Origin of the sequence: Nocardiopsis sp. B62 (genome assembly GCF_018070675.1) — a bacterium.
Taxonomy (GTDB): domain Bacteria; phylum Actinomycetota; class Actinomycetes; order Streptosporangiales; family Streptosporangiaceae; genus Nocardiopsis; species Nocardiopsis prasina.
Window position 1 is genome coordinate 32,456 of the sequence record NZ_JAGPXK010000011.1, and the last position, 20,861, is coordinate 53,316.

Sequence of the window (20,861 nt, forward strand, 5' to 3'; positions counted from 1 at the left end):
CAGCGTATCCCTTCTCTTTCCCCTGGTCAGGTGCCATTTGTGACAGGGGCGGCGGGCGGACCGACCGGGGGCAATTCCGACGGGCTCGGATGGGGGAACCCTAGAGCCGGATTCGGTCTCCGGGTGAGGGGGCTGGGGCGCTCAAATGAGCAACGGTATCCCCGGGGCAGAGTTTTCCGAAACGTCATGACCGGAATTCCGGAAGTGATGCTAGTCTAGCTCAGCATTTCCAGTTCGGGTGCGCCGTACCCCTGCCCCCGGGTGTTCCGCCGAGGAATGGCGCAACCCGGCCTTCTCCCCCTCCACGGGTGTCTTTATCCCACACCCGTAAACCGACCCAGCCACTGTCGTCCAGCGAGGAGGACCGATGTCGGACGTCGTCTCCGCCGATCTCTGCCGCCTGGTCGTGCGCGCGCCCAACGCCTCCTTCGAGATCGCCGTTCCGTGCGACCTGCCGCTGGCCGAGCTGCTGCCCACGTTCCTGCTCTACGCCGAGAACGAGCACGAGGACCTCGACGAGAGCGGCCTCGAGCACGGAGGGTGGGTGCTCCAACGTCTGGGCTCACCCCCGCTCGACGAGTCCGAGACCGTCGAGACGCTCGGCCTCACCGACGGCGAGACCCTGTACCTGCGCGAACGCGCCGACCAGATGCCGGAGATCCACTTCGACGACCTCGTCGACGGGCTGGCCGACACCCTGTCGGAGCGCTCCGACGGGTGGGGGCCACGGGTCTCCAGGCGGGCTCTGACCGGCACCGCCGCCGTGGGCTTCGCCGGTGCCCTCGGCCTGCTGACGCTGCTCGGCCCCACCTGGATCGCGGGCGCCACCGCCGCCGCGACGGGGCTGCTCCTGCTGCTCGCCGCCGGGGCGGCCGCCCGCGCCTTCGACGCGCCCATCGCGGCCGCCGTCACGGGCGGCGCCGCCGTGCTGTTCATGGCGTTCGCCGGGGCCACGCTCCCGGGCGGCGACCCCAGCAACGCCCTCACCGGAGCGCGGATGCTCTCGGGAGCGTCCACGGCGACCGGCGCCGCCGTCCTGGCGATCGCCGCCGTCGCCGCCTGCCTGCCGTTCTTCACGGCCATCATCGGCACGGCCCTGTTCACCGCCGCCGCCGGTGCCCTGCTCATGTTCTGGGACAGCGCCCCGCCGCCGGGGGTGGCCGTCTCGGCCGCCGCCCTGGTGCTGCTGCTCTGTTCGTTCGCCCCGGCCCTGGCCTTCCGCCTGGCGGGGATGCGCCTGCCTCCGCTGCCCGACGGGGTCAGCCAGCTCGGCGAGTACATCGACCCCCACCCGGCCCGCGACGTCCGCACCCGCAGCCAGCGCGCGGACCACTACCTCGGTGGCCTGCTGGCCGTCGTCGCCGTGGTCTGCGCGGCCTCGATGACCGTGCTGGCCGCCCACCCCGGCGGCCTGGCCTCCACGGCGGGCGTCTGCGTCGCGCTGATCCTGCTGCTCCAGTCGCGCGGGCTCAGCGGTGTGTGGCACCGGGTGTGCCTGCTGGGCGCCGGTGTGTACGGGCTGGTGGCCCTGGCGGTCGGCGGCGGACTCCTGGGCGGGGACACCGCCCGCATGGTCCTGTTCGGGCTGCTGCTGGTCGCGGCGCTCGGTCTGCTCCTCGCCGCCTGGTCCGTGCCGGGCAACCGTCCCATCCCGCACTGGGGGCGCGCGGGGGAACTCATCCAGAGCCTCGCCGCGATCGTCCTGGTGTGCCTGATTCCCGGAAACCTGGGGCTGCTGGCGCTGCTGAGGGGGATCGGCGGATGACGCGTAGCGGAAGGCGGGTGGTCTGATGCAGACCCGTCGCGACCAGGTACAGGCGCACTCGTTCATGGTGCGCCGACTCTCCACGGCCATGGCCGCCGCCGACCCGGACGCCGTCGAGGCACCCCTGCGGCGCACCCGCAACGGCACCTTCATCGGGCTGATCCTCGCGGTGCTGCTGTGCGTGGGCTTCCTCATCTTCGGTCTGATCTTCCCCGGCGGCGCCACCTCCTGGCGCCACGAGGGAACGCTCGTCGCCGTCAAGGGCGGCGCGGGCCGCTACGTCTACTCCGACGGCGTCCTCTGGCCGGTGTCCAACCAGGCGTCGGCCGTGCTGCTGACCGCGAACTCCAAACCGGTCCAGGTCGCCGCGGACTCGCTGGAGGGCACCCCCGTCGGAGCCTCCATCGGCATCGCGGGCGCCCCCGACGGGCTTCCCCCCACGGAAGCCGAGGGCTCCATGGTCTGGCAGGTGTGCGCCACCACCGTCAACACCGGCGACGGCGTCGAGACCCTGACCTCGCTCACCCTGGGCCGGTCCCCGTTCGGCTCACCGGTCGCAGAGGACGAGGGTGTCCTGGTCCGGGGCCCCGGCGGTGAGAGCCACCTGCTGTGGAAGGGCAACCGCCTGGCCATCGACGAGGAGAACGGCGCTCTGGAGTCCCTCGGGTACGGCACCGCGGTGCCCCACCCCGTGGCCGCGGCGGTGCTGGACGGCGTTCCCGCCGGGCCGAGGCTCGCGGCACTCGACATCGACGGCCGCGGCGAGGAGGGGCCGCGTCTCAGCGGCGCGGACACCCGCGTGGGGCAGGTCTTCACGGTCCCGGCCACGGAGGGCGGCCCCGAGCAGTTCTACGTGCTCACCCAGGACGGCCTGACCCCCACCGACGCCACCCACGCCCGTCTGCTCCTGGGGCATCCGCTCACGGCGGAGGAGGCCTACGGGGGCGGCGACCCCACACCGGTCGAACTCACCGTCAACGAGCTGCGCGCGCACCTGTCGGGCGAGGATCCGGTGACCGGAGACGGCCTGCCCGCCGTCCCGCCGCAGCTGACCGACCCCCAGGGCGCGGCGCTGTGCGTCATCGACCAGGGGGACGGCGCGCTGGCGCTCGCGCTCACCTCCCCGGCGGACATCGGCGGGCGGGCCGCGCGGCCCCCGGCTGGCAGTACCGCCGCCTGCACGGCACCCGACCTCATCGACATCCCGTCGGGGGAGGGCGGACTGGTCAGGGCGGCCCCTGCGGGAGGGGCGGCGCTGCGCGGCTCGTACTTCCTGGTCACCGACACCGGGGCCAAGTACCCGGTGCCCGAAGCCCAGGACGCCGACACGCTCGGATACGCGCCCGGCGGGGCCTCCGCCGTGTCCACCGCCCTGTTGGACCTGCTGCCCACCGGGCCCGACCTGACCCCGCAGGCCGCCGCGGAACCCGTCGGCGCTCTCGCGGAACCGGGAGAACCCCGGTGCCTTTCCGACTGACGCCCAACAGAACCAGGAGACTCCCATGTCGATGATGCGCAGTACCGACCAGGCCATGCGGACCGGCCGCGACGCCATGGAGACGGCCCACACCACGTGCAACGGCGTCTACACCAGCGTGGACGGCGTGCGGGACCTGCTCGGCGGCAACTGGCAGGGCGGCGCGGCCACCCAGTACGACACCGCGCTGGTCAAGTGGCTCGAAGAGCTGCGCCTGATCACCAACGACATGAACGACATGATCGGCATCCTCGGCGGCACCGAGCGCAACTTCCACGCCATGGAGGACGAGAACATGCTGTCCGCCAACTGGATCACCCAGCTCAACCCGAACCAGGGCGACGTCGCTCGCTGACCTGACCTGACCTGATCTGACCGACCCGATCCGTACGCCTCCACGACCGGGGGCGCACCACCGAGAGAAACCGGAGCCATGTCCATGGACGGATTCGAGATCAAGTACAGCGGTGCTGACGACGCGGGCATCGACCTGCGTAGGCAGACCGACATCATCGAGCAGGCCATCAACGAGCTGGACGCCAAGGTCCAGGCCGTCAAGTCCGACTGGATCGGTGAGGCCTCCGAGCAGTACGACCAGCGGCTCCTGTCCTGGCGGCGCAACGTCGCCGACATGCGCGCGCTGCTGGGCCACGCCCAGGTCTCCCTGGGCGACATCACCGAGCGCTACCGCCGCGGCGACCTCCAGGAAGCCGGCAACTGGAACGCCCGCCGCTGATCGAATCCCTCGGCCGCGGCCGCGGCCACGGCCGGTCGGTCCACGCCGCGGTCGAGGGAACACCGCACCACGCCGGACGAGGCCGCACCGCGGCTTGAGGAAGAGCTGGACAGGAGAGGACGGGGCAGGACGTGTCAGAGGAAAAGACCAAGGTCACGCTGGACTACCTCAAGACGTTGCAGACGGCGCATGTCGATCCGCTTCGGGAGAAGGTCTCGAAGATGAAGACCCGGGCGTCCACGCACTACCCCGGCGGTGAGGGCGCGTCCGCACCCAACGTGCCCTTCGGCAACCCCGCCCTCCTCCCCAATGCCGGCGAGCTCTCCAAGGAGGTCGGAGCCGTGCTGACGCAGTTCACCACCCTGGTCACCGACCTGGAGACCCGTCTGGTCGGGATGTCGGCCGGGATTCGCAACAGCGCGATCACCTACGAGGAGTTGGAGTCCGACGCGGAGCTGGACGCCACCCAGGTCAGCCAGATCATCTCCAACGGTGCGCCCACGCCCACGGGCGGGGGTGGAGGTGGTGGCGGTAACGGCGGCGGCAACGGCCCCAACGACACACCCAACGAGACCCCCGAGTCGTCCTGACCTCCGACTGACGCCGTCCGGGTGAGCGCACCGGCCGCCTGGGCCACTACCCCTCCGCCCCACGAACCCGCCCTGAGGAACTTGCATGGCTGACGAGGACCTTCCAGAGAAGGAGGGGACCGATCCCGCGGTCCCCGAGTCCGGTGGCGCCGTCGGGAGCGAAGAGATGGCACACGCCATCAACGTCTTCGCCGACAAAGACGACAAGGGATCGGCCCCTCCCATGGGCTCCGCCCAGGCGGTGCATGACACCAGCTGGATCAAGGAGTTCTTCTGGAACGTCAACAACCCCAAGAGCGCGGACGAGTGGTTCGGTTTCGACAGCCGGTCCTCCGACGCGGAACTGCTCGGCGGGTACGAGTGGGGTTTCGCGGTCTACTCGGGCATCCACATCAATGAGGCCGTCAAGGAAACCGACGGCACGGTGTGGGGCAATTTCATCGACCGGATGCGCGACATCCTCAACGCCGCCTCCACCTCCGGTGTGGGCACCAGCTCCTTCAACAGCGGTGTCCTCAGCCGGATTGAGACCGACCTCGGCGACTTCCGCGACTTCGCGACTGCCCGCTACGACGAGATGTGGGCCCTGGCCGAGGATATGAAGCCGGGCAACGAGAAGTTCGAGGGTGCGGGAGCCGAGGCTCTGCGTGGGTACCTGAGAAAGCTGGCCCTTGAGTTCCAGAACATCGCTACTTACGTCGACCCCGCCGTCGACGCGGTGAACTCGGCGCGCCTCGCCTCCAACCCCACCTACCTCCAAGCGGTGATCAGTGCCTTCAACACGTGGCAGGACAGTTCCGATCGCAGTCCCCGCACAACCATCCGTAACTGGTGGGAGGAGCAGCGGGACAAGGTCACCTGGGAGGACGGCATCATCAAGATCCGCGGCATGCGGACCGATGAGAAGGCCACCTGGGAGACCTTTGAGAAGGAGATCAAGGAACGCTGGTGGGACAACCTGGCCGACCTGCGCAAGGCGGCCACGGAGGGTATTTCCACGGTCTCCTCGACCTACAGCACCTCCTCCTCCGAAATCCTGCCCTTCGTCCCCGTCGCGGTCACCCCGCCCGGCGGCGGTGGCGGGGGTGGAGGTGGCGGTGGTGAGGGCGGCGGCGACGGTGACGGCCGCTCCATCCAGGACATCATCGACGAGTACCTCAACGGCGGCAGCGGCGAGGGCGGCGGCGGTGACGGCGATGGTGGCGGTGGTGACGGTGACGGCCGCTCCATCCAGGACATCATCGACGAGTACCTCAACGGCGGCAGCGGCGAGGGCGGCGGCGGTGACGGTGGAGACGGTACCGGAGATGGGGACGGAGCCGGTGGCGGCGGTGGTGGTGGAAACGGGCCTCTGGGCGACGGCCGCACCATCGACGAGATCGTCAACGACTACCTGAACGGCCAGGGACCCAACAGCGGCGGATCGGATATCCCCAATGATGGGGGACCCGTGCCCGAGGGCGGTGGTGGTCCCGGCTCCGGTGGTGGCGGGCCCGTGCCCGAGGGCGGTGGAGGACCCGTGCCAGGTGGCTCGGGTGAGTTCGGCGGTCCCCCGGACGCCCCGGGATTGAACGGCCCCAGCGGTCCGCCGATCTCCTCCGGTTCGGGGGGCCTCGACGGTCCGGGGCAGGGCTTGGGCGGTCCCGGGTCCGGAGGGTCGTTCGACGGGATCGGAGGCGACCCCTCCTCGTCCGGCGGAGGCCCGGGCGGGTTCTTCCCGCCGCCGGTGGCCCCGGGAATGGGGGGTATGGGCGGCGGCGGTACCGGCGGCGGCCCGAACAACACGGGTCGTCGGGAGCAGGGGACCCCGCTCCCCGACGGCAGCACGCTGCTCCCCGACGGGAGCACACGTCTCCCGGACGGCACCGTCGTGAACCCAGACGGCAGCACGCGGCCCCCGGACGGCAGCGGGCAGATCCCCGAGGGGAGTACGCCGCTCCCGGAGGGGAGCGCCCGGCTCTCCGACGGCAGCATTCGGCTTCCCGACGGGAGCATCCTGAACCCCGACGGCTCGCGTTCCGACGGTGGCAGCGGTGACCCGTCCTCCTCTACCGGGGGACCGCCAAGCGGCGGCTTCGGGGACCTCGACCTCTCCTCCTCCACGGGTGGCGCGGGGGGCGGCAGCGTGCCGCCGCCTCCGGGTCGCGTATCCACCGAGGGTGACCTGGACCTGTCTTCGGGCGGTTCCGGTGGCAGTGGCAACGGGTCCGGCTCGCCCATTCCGGGTGGTGTGGGTGATCTGGGTGGTCCGGGTAACGCGGATCGGCCCGGGCTTCCGGACGCGCCGATCATGGGCGGGTCTGGTGGCAGTGGCAACGGATCGGGTTCCCCCATTCCGGGTGGTGTGGGTGATCTGGGTGGTCCGGGTAACGCGGATCGGCCTGGGCTTCCGGACGCGCCGATCATGGGCGGGTCTGGTGGCAGTGGCAACGGGTCCGGCTCGCCCATCCCGGGTGGTTCCGGCGAGATCGGCGGCGGCTCGAACCGCCCCGAGATCCCCGGTCCCCCCGTCCTCGGCGGTTCCGGAGGCGGCGGAGGCAGCGGCTACCCGTCGCCCGGTGGCATCGGTGGGCCCGGTGACCTGAGTTCCTCGTCCGGCCCCGGTTCGGGCTCCGGCTCGGGGAGCGGCAGCGGATTCCCCAGCCCCGGCGGTATCGGCGGCATCGGTGGGCCCGGCGACGTGAACTCCTCGTCCGGCTCCGGTCCGGGCAGCTCGGGCGGTGGCATGACCCCCCGCTCGGACTCCGGCTCCGTGGGCGGCAACGGTGACGGCGGCGGAGGCGGCCGGGGCAACGGTCCGGGCGGGACCAGCCCGTTCGGCGGCTACGGCGGGGGCCAGGGAACGGACGGATCCGCCACGGGCGGAGGCCCTGGCACCCCCGGAACGCCCGGCACCCCTGGCACCCCCGGCATGCCCATGATGCCTCCGGGCGGGATGGGCGGTGCCGGTGGCGGCGGCGGTGGCGGCGGCCAGGAACGCAGCCGCACCACGTGGCTCTCGGAGGACGAGAAGGTGTGGGGCACCACCGCACGGGGCGGCCCCGCCTCACTCGGACGCCCCGGAACACGAAAAGACAAGGGAGTGAGCAGCGTTGGACATGTCCCTGCAGGGTCAGATGGAGAGGTCACTCGAACAACTTCGCCAGAGCCAGGAGCGGCTGGCGGAGGCAAGCGCAAACCTGGAGTCGGTTACCGCCGAAGCGGCGTCCAAGGACCGGATGCTCAGCGTGACGGTGAACGCGAGAGGCGAGATCGCTGAGATGCGGTTCCACACCGAGAAGTACCGGATGATGGCCCCCGCCGAACTCGCCGCCGCGATCATCGAGGTCGTCGAACGAGCCCGGCGGGACGTGGCCCAGCAGGTCTCCACGGCCATGGGCGCACTGGTGCCGGGCGACTCGGCGGCACGTGAGCAGGCGGTGGCGGGCGACCCCACCGCGCTGCTGGAGGAACTGGGTCTGGGCAACGTGCGGGCGCCCAAGTGACGGACGGCCGGGAGCGGGGGAGGGACGTGCCTTCCCCGCTCCGGGCCACGACGACGGAGACGGGACAGGACGAGCAAGGAGGGGAACATGTCGGAACGCATCTCGATCGACCCTGAGGCAGTAGCCAGGGACGGGGCCGAGATCCACCAGCTCGCCGCCGAGGTGCGGGCGATCGACCAGTGGTACACCACCTCGGCCGACGCCCTGGGCGAGTGCTGGGGTGAGGGCGACGCCGTCGCCAAGTCGTTCGAGTCCAACTACCTCCCGGCGCGCGACGAGTTCGCGGTCTTCCTGAAGACACTCGGTACGGCGTTCGAGGACACCGCCGAGGCCACCATCGACACGGCGAAGCAGTTCGGCCGCTCCGAGCAGTACGGCATCGACACCGCGACGCGCCTGGGCGGGATCCAGGGCGGTACCGGTGGTACCAGCGGGAGGCACTGACCCCCATGGGAATGGAACTGCCCGCCGAACTCCGCAACCTGTTCTCGGTTCTGACAGGTTCGGAGTGGCCCACCGCCGACGAGACGCGGCTGTGGGAGCTCGCCCAGGTCTACGGCACCACCGCTGACCGGTTGGAGATCGAGCTCCCCCAGCTCGTCATCCGGATCAAGAACAAGGTGCGGGAGAACTTCGACGCCACGGCGGCGGACTTCTTCGACCAGTCGGTGGACGAGTTCACGGCGGGGCAGAACAACTACCTCGGTGAGGGGACGAAGGTCGCCCGGGGTCTCCAGGAGTACGTCCACAACGCGGGCACACAGGTGCAGTACGCGAAGTGGATGATCATCGGCCAGCTCGTCCAGCTGGCCGTGGAGATCGCCTGGGCGATCGCCATGGCGCCCTACACCTTCGGCGCCTCCCTGGCCAAGATCCCGATCTTCCAGGCGATCGCCCGCACCGTTATCGGACGGGTCATGTTCCGGCTGCTCTCCACGCTGCTCCAGCAGATGGCCATCAGCCAGTTCTTCGCCCTCACGCTGGACGCGCTGATCCAGCGCATCCAGATCGACCAGGGCAACCGCGACGGGTGGGACCACAAGCTCACCGAGGACGCGGCCAAGGGCGCCATGCTGGACGGCCTGTTCGGCACCGCCGCCGTCTTCGGCGGCAGCGCGCTGTCCAATCAGTTCAACAAGCTGCTCGGCAACACCACCGGGCCCTCCATCACCAAACAGCTCGACGACAACTTCCCCACGGGCAGCGTCGGCGGCGGCCCCGGCGGACTGCCCGATGGCATCGGCGGCGTGATGGGCCGTAACAGCGACGAGTTGCTGCGGCCGTACGGCATGGACAACCGGCCAGGGTGGAACCGCCCGATCGACGGCGAACGCTTCCGCACCGACATGGGAGACCAGTTCGCCAACTCCCTGGGCGGTTCGATGGGTAAGGACCAGGCCCGCGACTTCGGTGAGCGCTACGCCGACGCCTTCACCCGGAACTGGGGCAGGGACGGACTCAACGACGCCCTGAACGACGTCGTGAGCAAGTACGGGCGGGGCCTGGACCCCAACATGCGCGACTTCCTGACCACGGGGGTACCCACCGGGGTGCGCGACGGACTCTCCGACGTGGGCACGCACTGGAAGAACTTCCTGGCACAGCTCGGCGGCCAGGGCATCGCCAACGCCGCTCAGGGAACCCTCAGCGAGGGCTTCTTCAACCTGCTCTTCAGCGACCAGAAGACCTTCTCCGTCACGTGGCTGTCCGGGGTCTCCGGACTCGTCTCCGGTGCGGTGCAGCAGAGTCTCACGCAGGGCGGACTGCTGCTGCTCGACCACCTCCGGAACGCGGGCCTCCCCGACGGAGTGCCCCCGCCCACCCCGCAGCCCGGCCCTTCCGACGACGGTGTCAACGACAACCGCAGCGTCGGTGGCGATGTCGGCGGTTCCCCGGACGGGAACGTCAGCACGTCGGATTCCGGATCCTCTTCGGGCGACTCCGAGTCGGACGCGTCCTCCTCGAACGGCTCCTCCTCGTCAGGGGAGGGCGATCGCTCGCGCGGACAGGGCAACGACTCGACCAACGACCCCACACGGGGCTCGAACCCACCGCCTCCCCCACCGCCCCAGCAGGTCACCACCGAGTCCTCCGACACGAACGGTCGGTCCGAGAACGGTTCCTCCCTGCCCGAAACACCGACCAACGAGAACGACGCCTCGAACGGGACGCCCACGACGCAGGACTCCTTCGGGCAGGGTTCCGAACGGCCCGTCAATCCCTCGAACGAGAACGAGAACGAGAGCGGCAACGACTCCGACCACCTGAACCGGGGTGGACCGGAGAACACGTCCGTGGAGGACGACGGGGCCGGGGACGGGCCCGTCCCCGGTGGCCAGGACCAGAACACCGGGGGACAGGACCGCTCCCCCGAGGAGACCGGTGACGGCCAGGGCCCGGCGGTGGTGGACGGGCCCGAGACGACGCCCGGGAACCAGGACGGGGCCGAGAACCAGCCTGCCCCGGAGACGCCGAACCAGGAGCGGCCGCCGGTCCAGGGGAGCCCGGACCCGAACCCCCCTGTCAGGGATCAGCCGAACCAGGACCACCCGCCTGTCCAGGGGAACCCTGACCAGAACCCGCCCGTGCAGGCGAGCCCTGACCAGAACCAGCCCGTTCAGGAGGCCCCGCCCCAGGGGTCCCCGAACCCGAACCCTCCCGTCCAGGGGAGCCCTGACCAGAGCTCGCCGGTTCGGGAGTCTCCGGTGCAGGGTGAGCCCTCCGGTGACGGTGTCGTGCGGGACGGGGGTGGTCCCGTGCAGGAGAGCGGTGGGAACTCCCCGGTGCGGGAAACGCCGGTCGGGGAGCAGCCGCCCGTTCAGGCGGGTCCGGACCCGAATTCCCCTGTCCAGGAGTCTCCTGTGCGGGATGAGTCCTCTGGCGATGGTGTGGCGCGGGACGGGGGTGGTCCCGTGCAGGAGAACGGCGGGAACTCCCCGGTTCGGGATCAGCCGAACCAGGAGCAGCCCGTTCAGGAAAATCCTGACCAGAACCCGCCTGTCCAGGAGGCCCCGTCCCAGGGGTCCCCGAACCCGAACTCTCCTGTCCAGGGGAGCGCTGACCAGAGCTCGCCGGTGCGGAACCCGCCTGTGCAGGGCGATTCCTCCGGTGACGGTGTGGTGCGTGACGGGGATGGCCCCGTGCGTGAGAACACCGTTGAGGACACCCCCGTTCGGAACCAGCCGACCCAGGAGCCCCCGGCTCAGAATCGGCCGGTCCAGGACGCTCCGAACCAGGGTGAGCAGGTTCAGGAGACCCCGAATCAGAACTCCCCGGTGCAGGGTGAGTCCTCTGGTGACGGTGTGGTGCGGGAGACCGGTGGTCCTGAACGTGAGACCGGGCCTGAGGACACCCCTGTCCGGGAGACCCCGAACCCGGGGGAGTCGGACCAGAGCCCTCCGGTCCGGGAGACCCCGAACCAGGAGTCGGGCACCGACGGATCGGTCCGACCGATCGACAACCAGGACCAGTCCTCCGACCAGAGCCCCCCGGCTCAGGGGACTGCGGACGACACCAGCACCAACGGGCAGCCCTCGCCCGGGTCGACCCCGAACGCGACCGGGCAGGGTTCGAGCGACGGCAACACGAACACCCACCGCCCGAACGGACGCGAGGGCGACTCCGAGACCGCCCCGGACAACGAGTCCGGACCCAACGACACCCGCACCACCCAGGACGACACCGGCTCCGACGTCCGGTCTCCCGGAGACGAGCGCTCCGGTGAGCAGGACCCCGGTGCGACCGTGCACCAGAACGGCGAGCAGCAGGGCCCGCTGAACGAGGACGGCTCCCAGGGCTCCACGCGCGACGAGGACGGTTCCGGCTCGCCCGTCCGCCAGGACGACGGATCGAACGAGGCGACCGCGCGACCCGACGGCACCCCCGTGCCCGTCGTGATGGCCCCGCCGCTCAACCCCGCCGCGCAGGGCGGCCAGGAGTCCACGGGGGACGGGCGCCGCAACCAGACCAACACCCCACCGGTGTCCCGCCCGCGCCCCAATCCCGACGACCCGGCCCCCGTCTCCGACCGGACGCGTCCGCCCACGGACTGGCAGGACACGCGCGACAGCGTCGAACCCACGCGGGTGGGCGGCAACCGCGACCGCTCAGGTGTTGACACCGACGGTGTCGAGATCCTGCACGGGTCCACCAAGGACAACCCGATCACCTCGGTCGCGGAACGCGGCTTCGACATCCGTCGCGTCCCCCTGCCGGATCCCGGCCCCGACGGGCCGACGCACGTCACCGAACTCACGGTCCGGATCAACTTCGACACCGGTCCCGGTGTCAGCCGCGGAGACGCGAACACGGCCCAGCGGATCTTCCTGGACCGGCTGAATGACGTCGTGAACGAGCGCTACCGTCTGCCGGACAGCGGGGACCAGCTCCACGTCCGTGTGGAGCCGGTCGGTCCCGACGGTCGACCGCACTCCAACGTGTCCTGGGTCCGCGACAACCCGGACCTGCCCGGGCGTAGTGACACCGCCAACTGGCGCATGGATGACGGCCCCGACGTCTGGCTGCACGAGATCCTGCACCAGATCGGCCTCAACGACGAGTCCCAGGACCGTTCCCAGGACGGGTCCGGCCGTCCCCGTGCCGTGCTCCGTGACTCACCGGACTCCACCGCCGTCCACGAGGCCGGCGGCTACATGGACTCTCCCGGCGGGCGCGACAACCGGCCCCCGCAGATCCTCAACCACTACCTGGAGCAGATCGAGACCCAGGCGAACGGGGCGTCGCGCTACGACCCGCCCACCCGCGTGGGAGACCTTCCCGACTCCGTGCACCAGGACCTGTCCCAGGTGCTCGACCCCGACGGGAACCGGGACCACTCCGACAACGTGGCCCTGTTCGGTGCCGCGTACGACAGCCGTGTACGCGGTCGCGACGACGACCAGGTCCGCGCCGATCTCCCGCCCCGGCTGCGGGACGATTTCGACCGTACGGTCCAGGAGTGGACCACTGACGGGCGTTGGGACCAGGCCCTTGACACCGCACGCGACGCGGGCATGGACGCGCCGTTGTCGCAGATGCCGAGCGGACCCACTCCGGTGACCACGCAAGGCGGCGGAGACCACCGGGCCGCGTCACCCTTCTCCAACCCGTTCAAGTCCAAGAGCGGGAGCAAAGACGGCAGCAGCGGAGGCAGTGGACGGAACAACGGGGGGAGCAGCCGGAACAACGGGGGCAGCAGCCGCGACGGCGGAGGCAGTGGACGGAACCGCCGAAGGCCCGAGAGCCACCGGATGCAGGACCTCACCAACCAGCGGGACAACGAAGGTGAGCGTGGGGACCGTCGGCGGCCTCGTCGGCCCAGGGTCACCGACGACGGGGGCGAGGGTTCCTCCCGTGCACCGCGCGGGACCAACCCGACCACCACGGGTGAGACGCCCCCGCCACCGCCGCGGGTCCAGGACGGGACAGTGCCGCCCCCCGACACGCAGCAGCAGGTCGACGGCGACGACACGCGCCAGGACCCGCCGCAGATCGTGGTCACGCAGACCGACCTGACACCGCCGGACCCGCCGCCCGTGACCAGGCCGGTCACGCAGGAGACGACGGCGGTGCTCGACGCTCTCGCCGACGTCGGTCCCAACGTGGACTACGGCGGCTACTCCGGCATGCGGATGAACCCCGACGCCGACGTCGACGGGTTGGAGCAGCGTCTGCTCGGCCAGATCACGCAGCACGGCGTGGAGCCGCACGGCCGGGCCTTCACGGAGGCCATCGAGCGCATCAGCGGAGGCCGCACTGTTCCGGGTGAGGCGATCGACGTCCCCGTGCACGTTCCCAACCCCAACCGGGACGGCGACGGCAACGACCAGAATCCTCCGCCCCCGCGAGGGAACGTGCGGTTGACGGTGGACCGCACGTGGCGCGACATCACGGACTCCCCCGACCACCGCGTCAACGCCGGGGACGCGACCGAGAACCGTGCCAAGACGGTGGGCAGCGGATCCCAGCAGAGCCGCAAGAGCGTCAACGTGGCGGCTCCCGTAACCATCATCGGCAAGGCCCTCGCCAAGCCGGCGTTGATCACCACCCGTTTGAAGGGGTCGTTCGCGGTCCGACAGCGCGGCACCGAGTACCAGACCAGCTCGGAACGCCGACACAAGAGCAAGGTCGACGTGGACGGGGACGGCCCCGCCCACTTCGCCGGCGATCTCGTCGTGAACGCGACCCTGGACGTCACGCCGTTGCCGCAGCCGCCCAGACCGGCCGGGGGGCAACAGGATACGGGCGGGCAGCAGCATACGGGTGGGCAGCGGCAACCGGGCGGACAACAGCAGCGGCCCACCGGACAGCAGGGCACCGGCGTGCAGCAGCCCGCCGGACAGCAGGGCACCGGCGTGCAGCAGCCCGCCGGGCCGCCGGTCCGGGTCAGCTTCTCCGACCGCTTGAACGACGCGTTCGACTTGGTCCTGGCGGGTCATCTGAGTGACAACAACGGTGACGGGGGCACCACCACCGACCGTGCGCCCCAACAGTTCCGCACCGACGATCCGGCCTCACGCGACGGTGACGGGGACGGGATCCCGATCCGCGCCCCGCGGTTCTCACACACACTGGCCGTCGTCGACAGCACACTGCCCGACAGGTTCCCGGTCGACATGCGGACGCTGCGTGACCACCTGGGACGCGCGGACGACGGGGAGGTACTGCGGTTCCCCTACCAGGACGACGCCGGGAACGCGCAGTTCGTCGAGCTCAGCGGCGGCCCCGTCAACTACACGAGGATCGGACCGGAGCTGAAGGACTCGTCCTTCTCCGACACCAACAAGTCGTCCGGCAACGCGCAGTTCAGTGCGGGGCGCACCAACAAGCAGGAGATCCGAGCAGGCATCGGATTCATCGGCACCATCATCCCCGCTGTGGGGGCGGCGCTTCGGGCCGGTACCGAGGTGGGTGGTGGAGTCAAGGGCGCACAGAAGCACACGCGCAGCATCGAATACGGCAGCGAGCGCGTGTTCGGGCCCGGCACCAAGGGTGACTCCGCCTTCTATCAGGTGGAACGCATCTACCGGGTCACGACCACCGAGCAGCAGCCCACCCCGCCCAGGACGGAGAACTCCACCGACACGGGGAACACCGGCAACAACAACACCGGTAACAACAACACGGGCAACACCGGTAACAACAACCAGGAGCGCGGTGGTCGCTCGTCCAAGCCCCAGCCCCAGCCACGAGTGCTGGAGGGAATCCTGGACCTGATCACCCTCGACCAGGTCTCGACATCCGACGCCGTCTCCCTGGCTGCGGGTGGCAACAACCGCGGCACACAGACTCCCCCGGCCGCGCCCACCACTCCCGGTCTCCAGAACGACCGCGTGCAGCACCTGGGTGAGGCGGTTCCGGTGCGGGCCGAGTGGGGAGACGGGCGTCTGAGGGACGGCAACGGCGACTCGCCCATGACCGTCGCGGCCAAGCTCATCCACCAGCAGGTCTTCAACCTTCACCCCGAACTGGTCAACGACCCCTCCGGGGCCCCCGGAGACCGTCGAGGATTCTTGGGGAGTGTGTGGAAGGGGCCGGACCTTCGGGCACAGAACACCTTGGAGATCTACGAGCAGGCCGGGAGGGCGATCGCCGAGTCCGATGGCCTGACAACCGGGGGCGTCGACATCATCCTGCGTACCGGCGGTCTGGGCAACGCGCTGACGCCCGCCCCTGGGAAGCTCCGCGACGCGCTCGGTGTCTTCCTGCCGTCGGTACGCACCGACGACCGGGACGGCGCCGACTTCCTCACCGTTCGGCTGGACGGGCGGTTCGGCGATGCCCGGTTCGAGGGCACGCGAGGCGGCGGCTCCCTGAGTTCAGCGCTCAGCGCCTCGACCGCCCAGGGGTCTGGCGAACAGAACTCGATCGCCTACGGCGCGGAGGTCACGGCCATGATCCAGGCCCGGTTCGGGGCGACGGCCGGCGGTCTGCCCAAGGGCGTCCTCGAAGTGGGTGCCGGATACACCTACGAGCACGAGAACGCGAAGCCGTTCTCCGGCACCCGCAAGGGCGGGGTCGAAGCCTCCTCCAGCGCCAAGGGTGACCTGGAGACCTGGTCCTACGCGCTCGACCTTCGGGCCTCGATCGGGAGCCACGCGCCCATCTCCGTCACCCCGCAGGGCTCGGGCCCCGACGCCCAGCGCCCCCGTGTCGTGGTGGAGGGCCCCAGGACGACACCGGTGCCGGGCGAACTCGACAGTCCCGGCCCGAACACCGACCGCTCGGCTGACCAGAGAGCAGCCCGCGACGCCGCCCAACGGGCGCTCGATCAGGCCCGACGGCACCATGAGGCGGCTACCGCTGCCGAGACCGCGCGAGACGGTCTGAAAGCTCTCGCCGACGCCCTCACGAACAACCAGGACACGCTGGACGCCGCCGAGAAGACGCTGGAGACCAGGAACGAGACACTCGCTCAGGACCGGGAGGTCCTCACGCAGAAGAATCTTGAGCTGTCCCAGGTACAGCAGGCGGTTCAGGACCGCTTGGATGCTGCTCACGCCCAGCAGGCGGCGGCTGATCGCAACGCGAACGCCGTCCAGAGGATGTGGGACTACGTCAAGGCGCTCCGAGAGGCGACCGGCGCCACGACACCAACGGTGCCTGCAGCATCCGACCTCATCACGCCGTTGGGTACGCCCACGCCCGAGACGACGAATCTGTCCACCGCCAACCGCCTCTGGGAAGCGGCTGCCGCCAACTGGGACCGCACTGTCGAGACCAGAGAGGACGCCCGCAGGGCGCTGGAGGACGCTGAGGCGGCTTACAACAAGGCCACACAACCGACTCCCTCGGACGCCAGCGATCCGGCTCGTACCCCGCCGCGGCCGGAGACGCCCCAGGCCATCAGCGAGAAGCGTGAAGGGGCCCTGAGAGCCGTCCGGGAGGCGGGTGACCTCGACACCAGGGCCGATCAGCTGGACAAGAAGGCCGACAAGTCCGAGGGGGAGATCGGCAAGAAGCCCATCGAGTCCGCGGGGGAGAGCGGCACGAAGCCCGTCGAGTCCGCGGGGGAGAGCGGCACGAAGCCCGTCGAGTCTGCCAGGGACCCGGAGAACGTGGCCCGCTTGAGCAAGCAGACCCCCTCCGAGCTGAGTGCGGAAGTCACCCGGGCAGAGACACAGGTGGACAATTCCCAGACCCTGGTGAACGAGGCTCAGGAGGCCGTGCAAACCGCCACGGGGGCCCGGAACGCATCGACGAACGCCCGAGACGCTCTTCCCGCCAGCGAGCGCGAGCTCACCGAGGCGCGCAATACTGAGCGGCGCACGCACGGCGACGCCGCCACGGCACGCGGGCTGGGGGAGGACCACCGGTTCGCCGTGGAGCGTGACGCGCGTCTGCGCCCACCGAACCCGACGAACAACCCCCCCGCGGCACCGGTTCAGGGGGACCAGGGCAATCAGCAGGCCCAGGGCGACAATCAGGCCCAGGGCAACCAGCAGAACCAGGATGGTCGGGCTGCCGACAACCGGGACGGAACGCCACGTCCTCGGCCGGACCTCGATCTCGACAGCTTGCCGCACGCGCCCAAGCACTCCGAGTCTCCCGGCCTGTGGGACAACCTCGTGGACTCCGTGAGGTCCGCTCCCGGCTTCACCGCCGCCTCCCGCTCGGGCGAGGCCGTCATGGGCACCTGGCGTGTCCTCAGCTCGCCCCAGGCCCTGGCCGCCCACTCGATGGACGTGCACGACGGTGGCCTCCTGCTCCAGGGCCAGTTCGAGGACTCCTGGACCAAACGCGCCGATCTCTCGCTCAACATCAACGCCGAGCGTGTGTCGGTGCACACGTCGGGAGTGCTGCTCGACAGCGAAGTCGGCCTCACCTTCAAGGCCGAGTCAGACAGGGTCGTGGGCACGAGCGAGAGCTCCTCGCACAATGTGACGATCGGCCTCAAGGGAGAAGCGTCCCCCAACCAGGGCGACACCAGGTACAACCGCGTGCGTGGCACCCTGGGTTTCATCCCCTTCGCCACGAAGCAGACGCAGACGCAGGGCGACTCCACCTCGTTCGGCGAGGAGAACAAGATCTCCCTGCCCGGCAGCACCGTGAACGTGAGGACCGTCGACCGGTACAGCGTGGACACAACGATTCGCACCCGCTGGGCAACCGTTGCCACGCTGCCGTTCAGTACCACCACCGACGGGCACGGCAACGTCGTGACGAGGCCTGCCGGAGGTGACGACACCGGTGACCGCAACCGCCCTGCTGACAATCGGACGCAGGGCGACGACGACCGCACCTCGAACAACCGGACGCAGGACAATCGGACGCAGGGTGACGACGACCGCACCTCGAACACCCGGACGCAGGACAACCGGACGCAGGGCGACGACGACCGCACCCCGAACACCCAGAACCGTCCGGGGGACGAACAGAACCAGGACGGGAACGACCGCGACCGCCCACAGGGCGAGCAGGTCCAGGAGCAGGTCACGCCCACGCACCACGACGCGAACGGTCACACCGACGCGCGTTACCGCGTCCTCGACCTCGCCCAGAATGCGGCCCTGCCAGGCACCGCCGGTCTCGACACCGCATTGACGAACGCCCGCTCGGTGCCCAACGACATCGGGGTCATCCCCGGACGGGAGGGTTCCGGGTACGCCCTCAACAACATCGACTCCCGCGCTGCCCTGGACAGCATCAACCGGGAGGTGCGCGCGAACGGTTTCGAGTTGACCGACCAGAGCCAGCGCGTCATCAGGGCCGCCCTGTCCCCCACCACCACCAGGGGCCTCAACCTCAGGTACCAGTCCGGAGGCCTGGCCCTGGATGTCAAGTTCCGCCACGATTTCATGGGTGAACAGCGTTTCAGCGAGGGAGGGTGGCTGCTGCTCAAGCTGGTGCCCAACGGCGCACCCGTCTTCGGTCCGGTCGAGTCGGGGATGTCCTCGGAGCGTTCCGTCTCGAAGTCCACCGAACACAACGCCTCCGAGGGCGAGCAGAAGAAGCACGGTGTGACCGCCGGCCTGGACGGCTTGGTCAACCCGGTCCCGGCCAGCGGAACCGACAGCAGCGGGGCCGCCACCTTCCCGAATGACCGGTACCAGTCCTTCATCCCGTCCACGGGCACCGGTGCGGAGAGCGGGACCACCAAGGCACACCTGACCTCGGACACCACCACGGAGTCGGAGACCCGAACGGTCAAGGCCCCCGGAGTCACCGGTGCCACGCCGACAAGGCTCGACTTCACCCTGTCGGTGGACGACGGCAAAGTCTTCTCTGGGCACACCGACGTAGGGACCCGAACCGAGGTGTACCAGGCGGGGACCTTCCAGCCCACGCCCCCCGCCCCGACACCCGTCACCTCCCAGCCGTTCGCACCGCCCGCCACCGGGCCGAACAACGTCCAGGCCATCTCCAACGACTGGTTCGGCGGCCTCGGGCGCCCGCAGACCAACCTGCCTCCGGTCGAGGCGGTCGGACGCGGCCCGATCGCGGACGCCGCGGTGATCGCCCAGGCACGGGCCCTGGACTGGCAGCCCGACGCCAACGGACGGAACGTCTCCAACGCCGTCGACCACCTGCACCAGGGGCGTCCCGGATCGCGCGCGCCCATGCTCGGCGCCGCCATCGACCAGCAGGTGCTGACCACGCTGTTCGACTCCTCGTCAACGGGCGATGGCGCGACCCTGGTGGGCCTGGACAAGCAGGGGCCCTTCGCCGTGCCCGGCCTGGAGACGAAGTTGTTCACCCAGATCGACCCCGACGGCGCCCGTATCATCGGGGCGGTCGGGGACCTGGGGGCCGGCAGGGAGAGCCAGGACACGCACCGCGACGAGGACTCCGTGGCCCACGCCGGATCCACCGCGATCAACACCGGGGTGGACCACTCGGTTATGAAGGGTGTGGACCAGCCAGCCTCCGGCTTCGACGAGAACCTGGCACTCCTCGGCGGCGGCGCCAACACTGCCGGAGCGAAGAGCTCCGCGGGGGGCGGCAACAAGCAGTCGGTGTCCACCGTGCAGACCCGCGCGGAAGCCCCCGAGAAGGGGCCCGGGTACCTGGTGCGCTTCCCCATCGATGTGCTGGTCGTCGCGCAGGACACCAAGTCGGGTACCCCACCGAAGGCGGAGAGCACCACCTCAACGGTCGACGTCTGGCTGAGCCTGGACCAGGTCCGTCAGATCGCCACCGGCGTGAGTGCCGAATCCATCGCCGCGTGGGACACTGTCGCGGAGCATCAGACCGCCGCCGCCGACACCGAGAAGGCGCTCGGCACGGCGCTCGACAACGAGCTGGGGCTGGACCGGTCGGACGACTCCCGTGCGCACGCCCGGGAAGCCACCGACCTGCTCGCACTCGGACCGGAGATGAACCCGAGGTCATGGTCGGAGCAGACCGTGGACGGCGTCCAGGCGATCCGTGAGTACCTCGGCTCGGGAGCCGACGACCACGGATGGAACCGTCCGGCTGACGTGACCGCGGCGCAGCACCGCGCCGCCCTGGACGGACTGGACTCGCTCCGGGACGACGCCGGGACTCCCCGGGACCTGTCAGAGGAGATGGTGGTGGCCCTGCGCGAGCTGGTCGAGCGCCGCCACGCGCTCCACGAAGCCCTGCACACACATCGGACCTCCCTGGACTCCTTCTTCGAGGCCCTGCGGGACGCCTTCCGTCCGCCCGCTCCGCCACCCGCTCCGCCACCCCCGCCGCCACCAGCGCCCAACACCACGGGCGTCAACCCGGTGATGCAGGCGAACTTCATGACCGCCCTCAACCCGACCTGACGGGCCCACAGACCATCCCCACCAGTGCCGCTTTTCGCGGCCGCCCCCGATACGCCGGAGGACCTCCGGTTTCCGAA

At 70.2% G+C, this 20,861-nt stretch carries 9 protein-coding genes; all 9 read left to right on the forward strand.

The window, feature by feature from the left end:
* Window positions 1-367 precede the first annotated feature (367 nt).
* The 9 genes from eccD to KBX21_RS13975 all read left to right on the forward strand — a co-directional run bounded on the left by eccD (window position 368) and on the right by KBX21_RS13975 (window position 20,784).
* Window positions 368-1,765 (forward strand): type VII secretion integral membrane protein EccD, encoded by a 1,398-nt coding sequence (gene eccD / locus KBX21_RS13925; protein WP_210842159.1) that lies wholly within the window; start codon window positions 368-370, stop codon window positions 1,763-1,765.
* Window positions 1,766-1,790: 25 nt separating this feature from the next.
* A complete protein-coding gene (gene eccB / locus KBX21_RS13930; RefSeq protein WP_210842160.1) occupies window positions 1,791-3,242 on the forward strand; it encodes a type VII secretion protein EccB in 1,452 nt (483 codons plus the stop codon).
* Window positions 3,243-3,267: 25 nt separating this feature from the next.
* Entirely contained in the window at window positions 3,268-3,597 is a 330-nt protein-coding gene (locus tag KBX21_RS13935; RefSeq protein WP_110050566.1) for a WXG100 family type VII secretion target, read from the forward strand.
* A 78-nt stretch (window positions 3,598-3,675) separates the two neighbouring features.
* The gene (locus KBX21_RS13940) at window positions 3,676-3,978 is read left to right on the forward strand and encodes a WXG100 family type VII secretion target (protein WP_110050567.1); all 303 of its coding nucleotides are present in this window, start codon (window positions 3,676-3,678) and stop codon (window positions 3,976-3,978) included.
* Window positions 3,979-4,109: 131 nt separating this feature from the next.
* Window positions 4,110-4,568, forward strand: coding sequence for a hypothetical protein (locus KBX21_RS13945; RefSeq protein ID WP_049578889.1), 459 nt, complete (start codon window positions 4,110-4,112; stop codon window positions 4,566-4,568).
* 85 nt (window positions 4,569-4,653) lie between these two features.
* The gene (locus KBX21_RS26940; protein WP_282104545.1) at window positions 4,654-7,827 is read left to right on the forward strand and encodes a hypothetical protein; all 3,174 of its coding nucleotides are present in this window, start codon (window positions 4,654-4,656) and stop codon (window positions 7,825-7,827) included.
* Complete coding sequence (locus tag KBX21_RS13965; protein WP_282104548.1) at window positions 7,748-8,053, forward strand: YbaB/EbfC family nucleoid-associated protein; 306 nt, start codon at window positions 7,748-7,750, stop codon at window positions 8,051-8,053. The genes KBX21_RS26940 and KBX21_RS13965 overlap by 80 nt, the downstream gene beginning before the upstream one ends.
* Before the next feature lie 87 nt (window positions 8,054-8,140).
* Entirely contained in the window at window positions 8,141-8,497 is a 357-nt protein-coding gene (locus KBX21_RS13970) for a hypothetical protein (protein ID WP_017544370.1), read from the forward strand.
* An 11-nt stretch (window positions 8,498-8,508) separates the two neighbouring features.
* The gene (locus KBX21_RS13975; RefSeq protein WP_374225726.1) at window positions 8,509-20,784 is read left to right on the forward strand and encodes a hypothetical protein; all 12,276 of its coding nucleotides are present in this window, start codon (window positions 8,509-8,511) and stop codon (window positions 20,782-20,784) included.
* Window positions 20,785-20,861 lie beyond the last annotated feature (77 nt).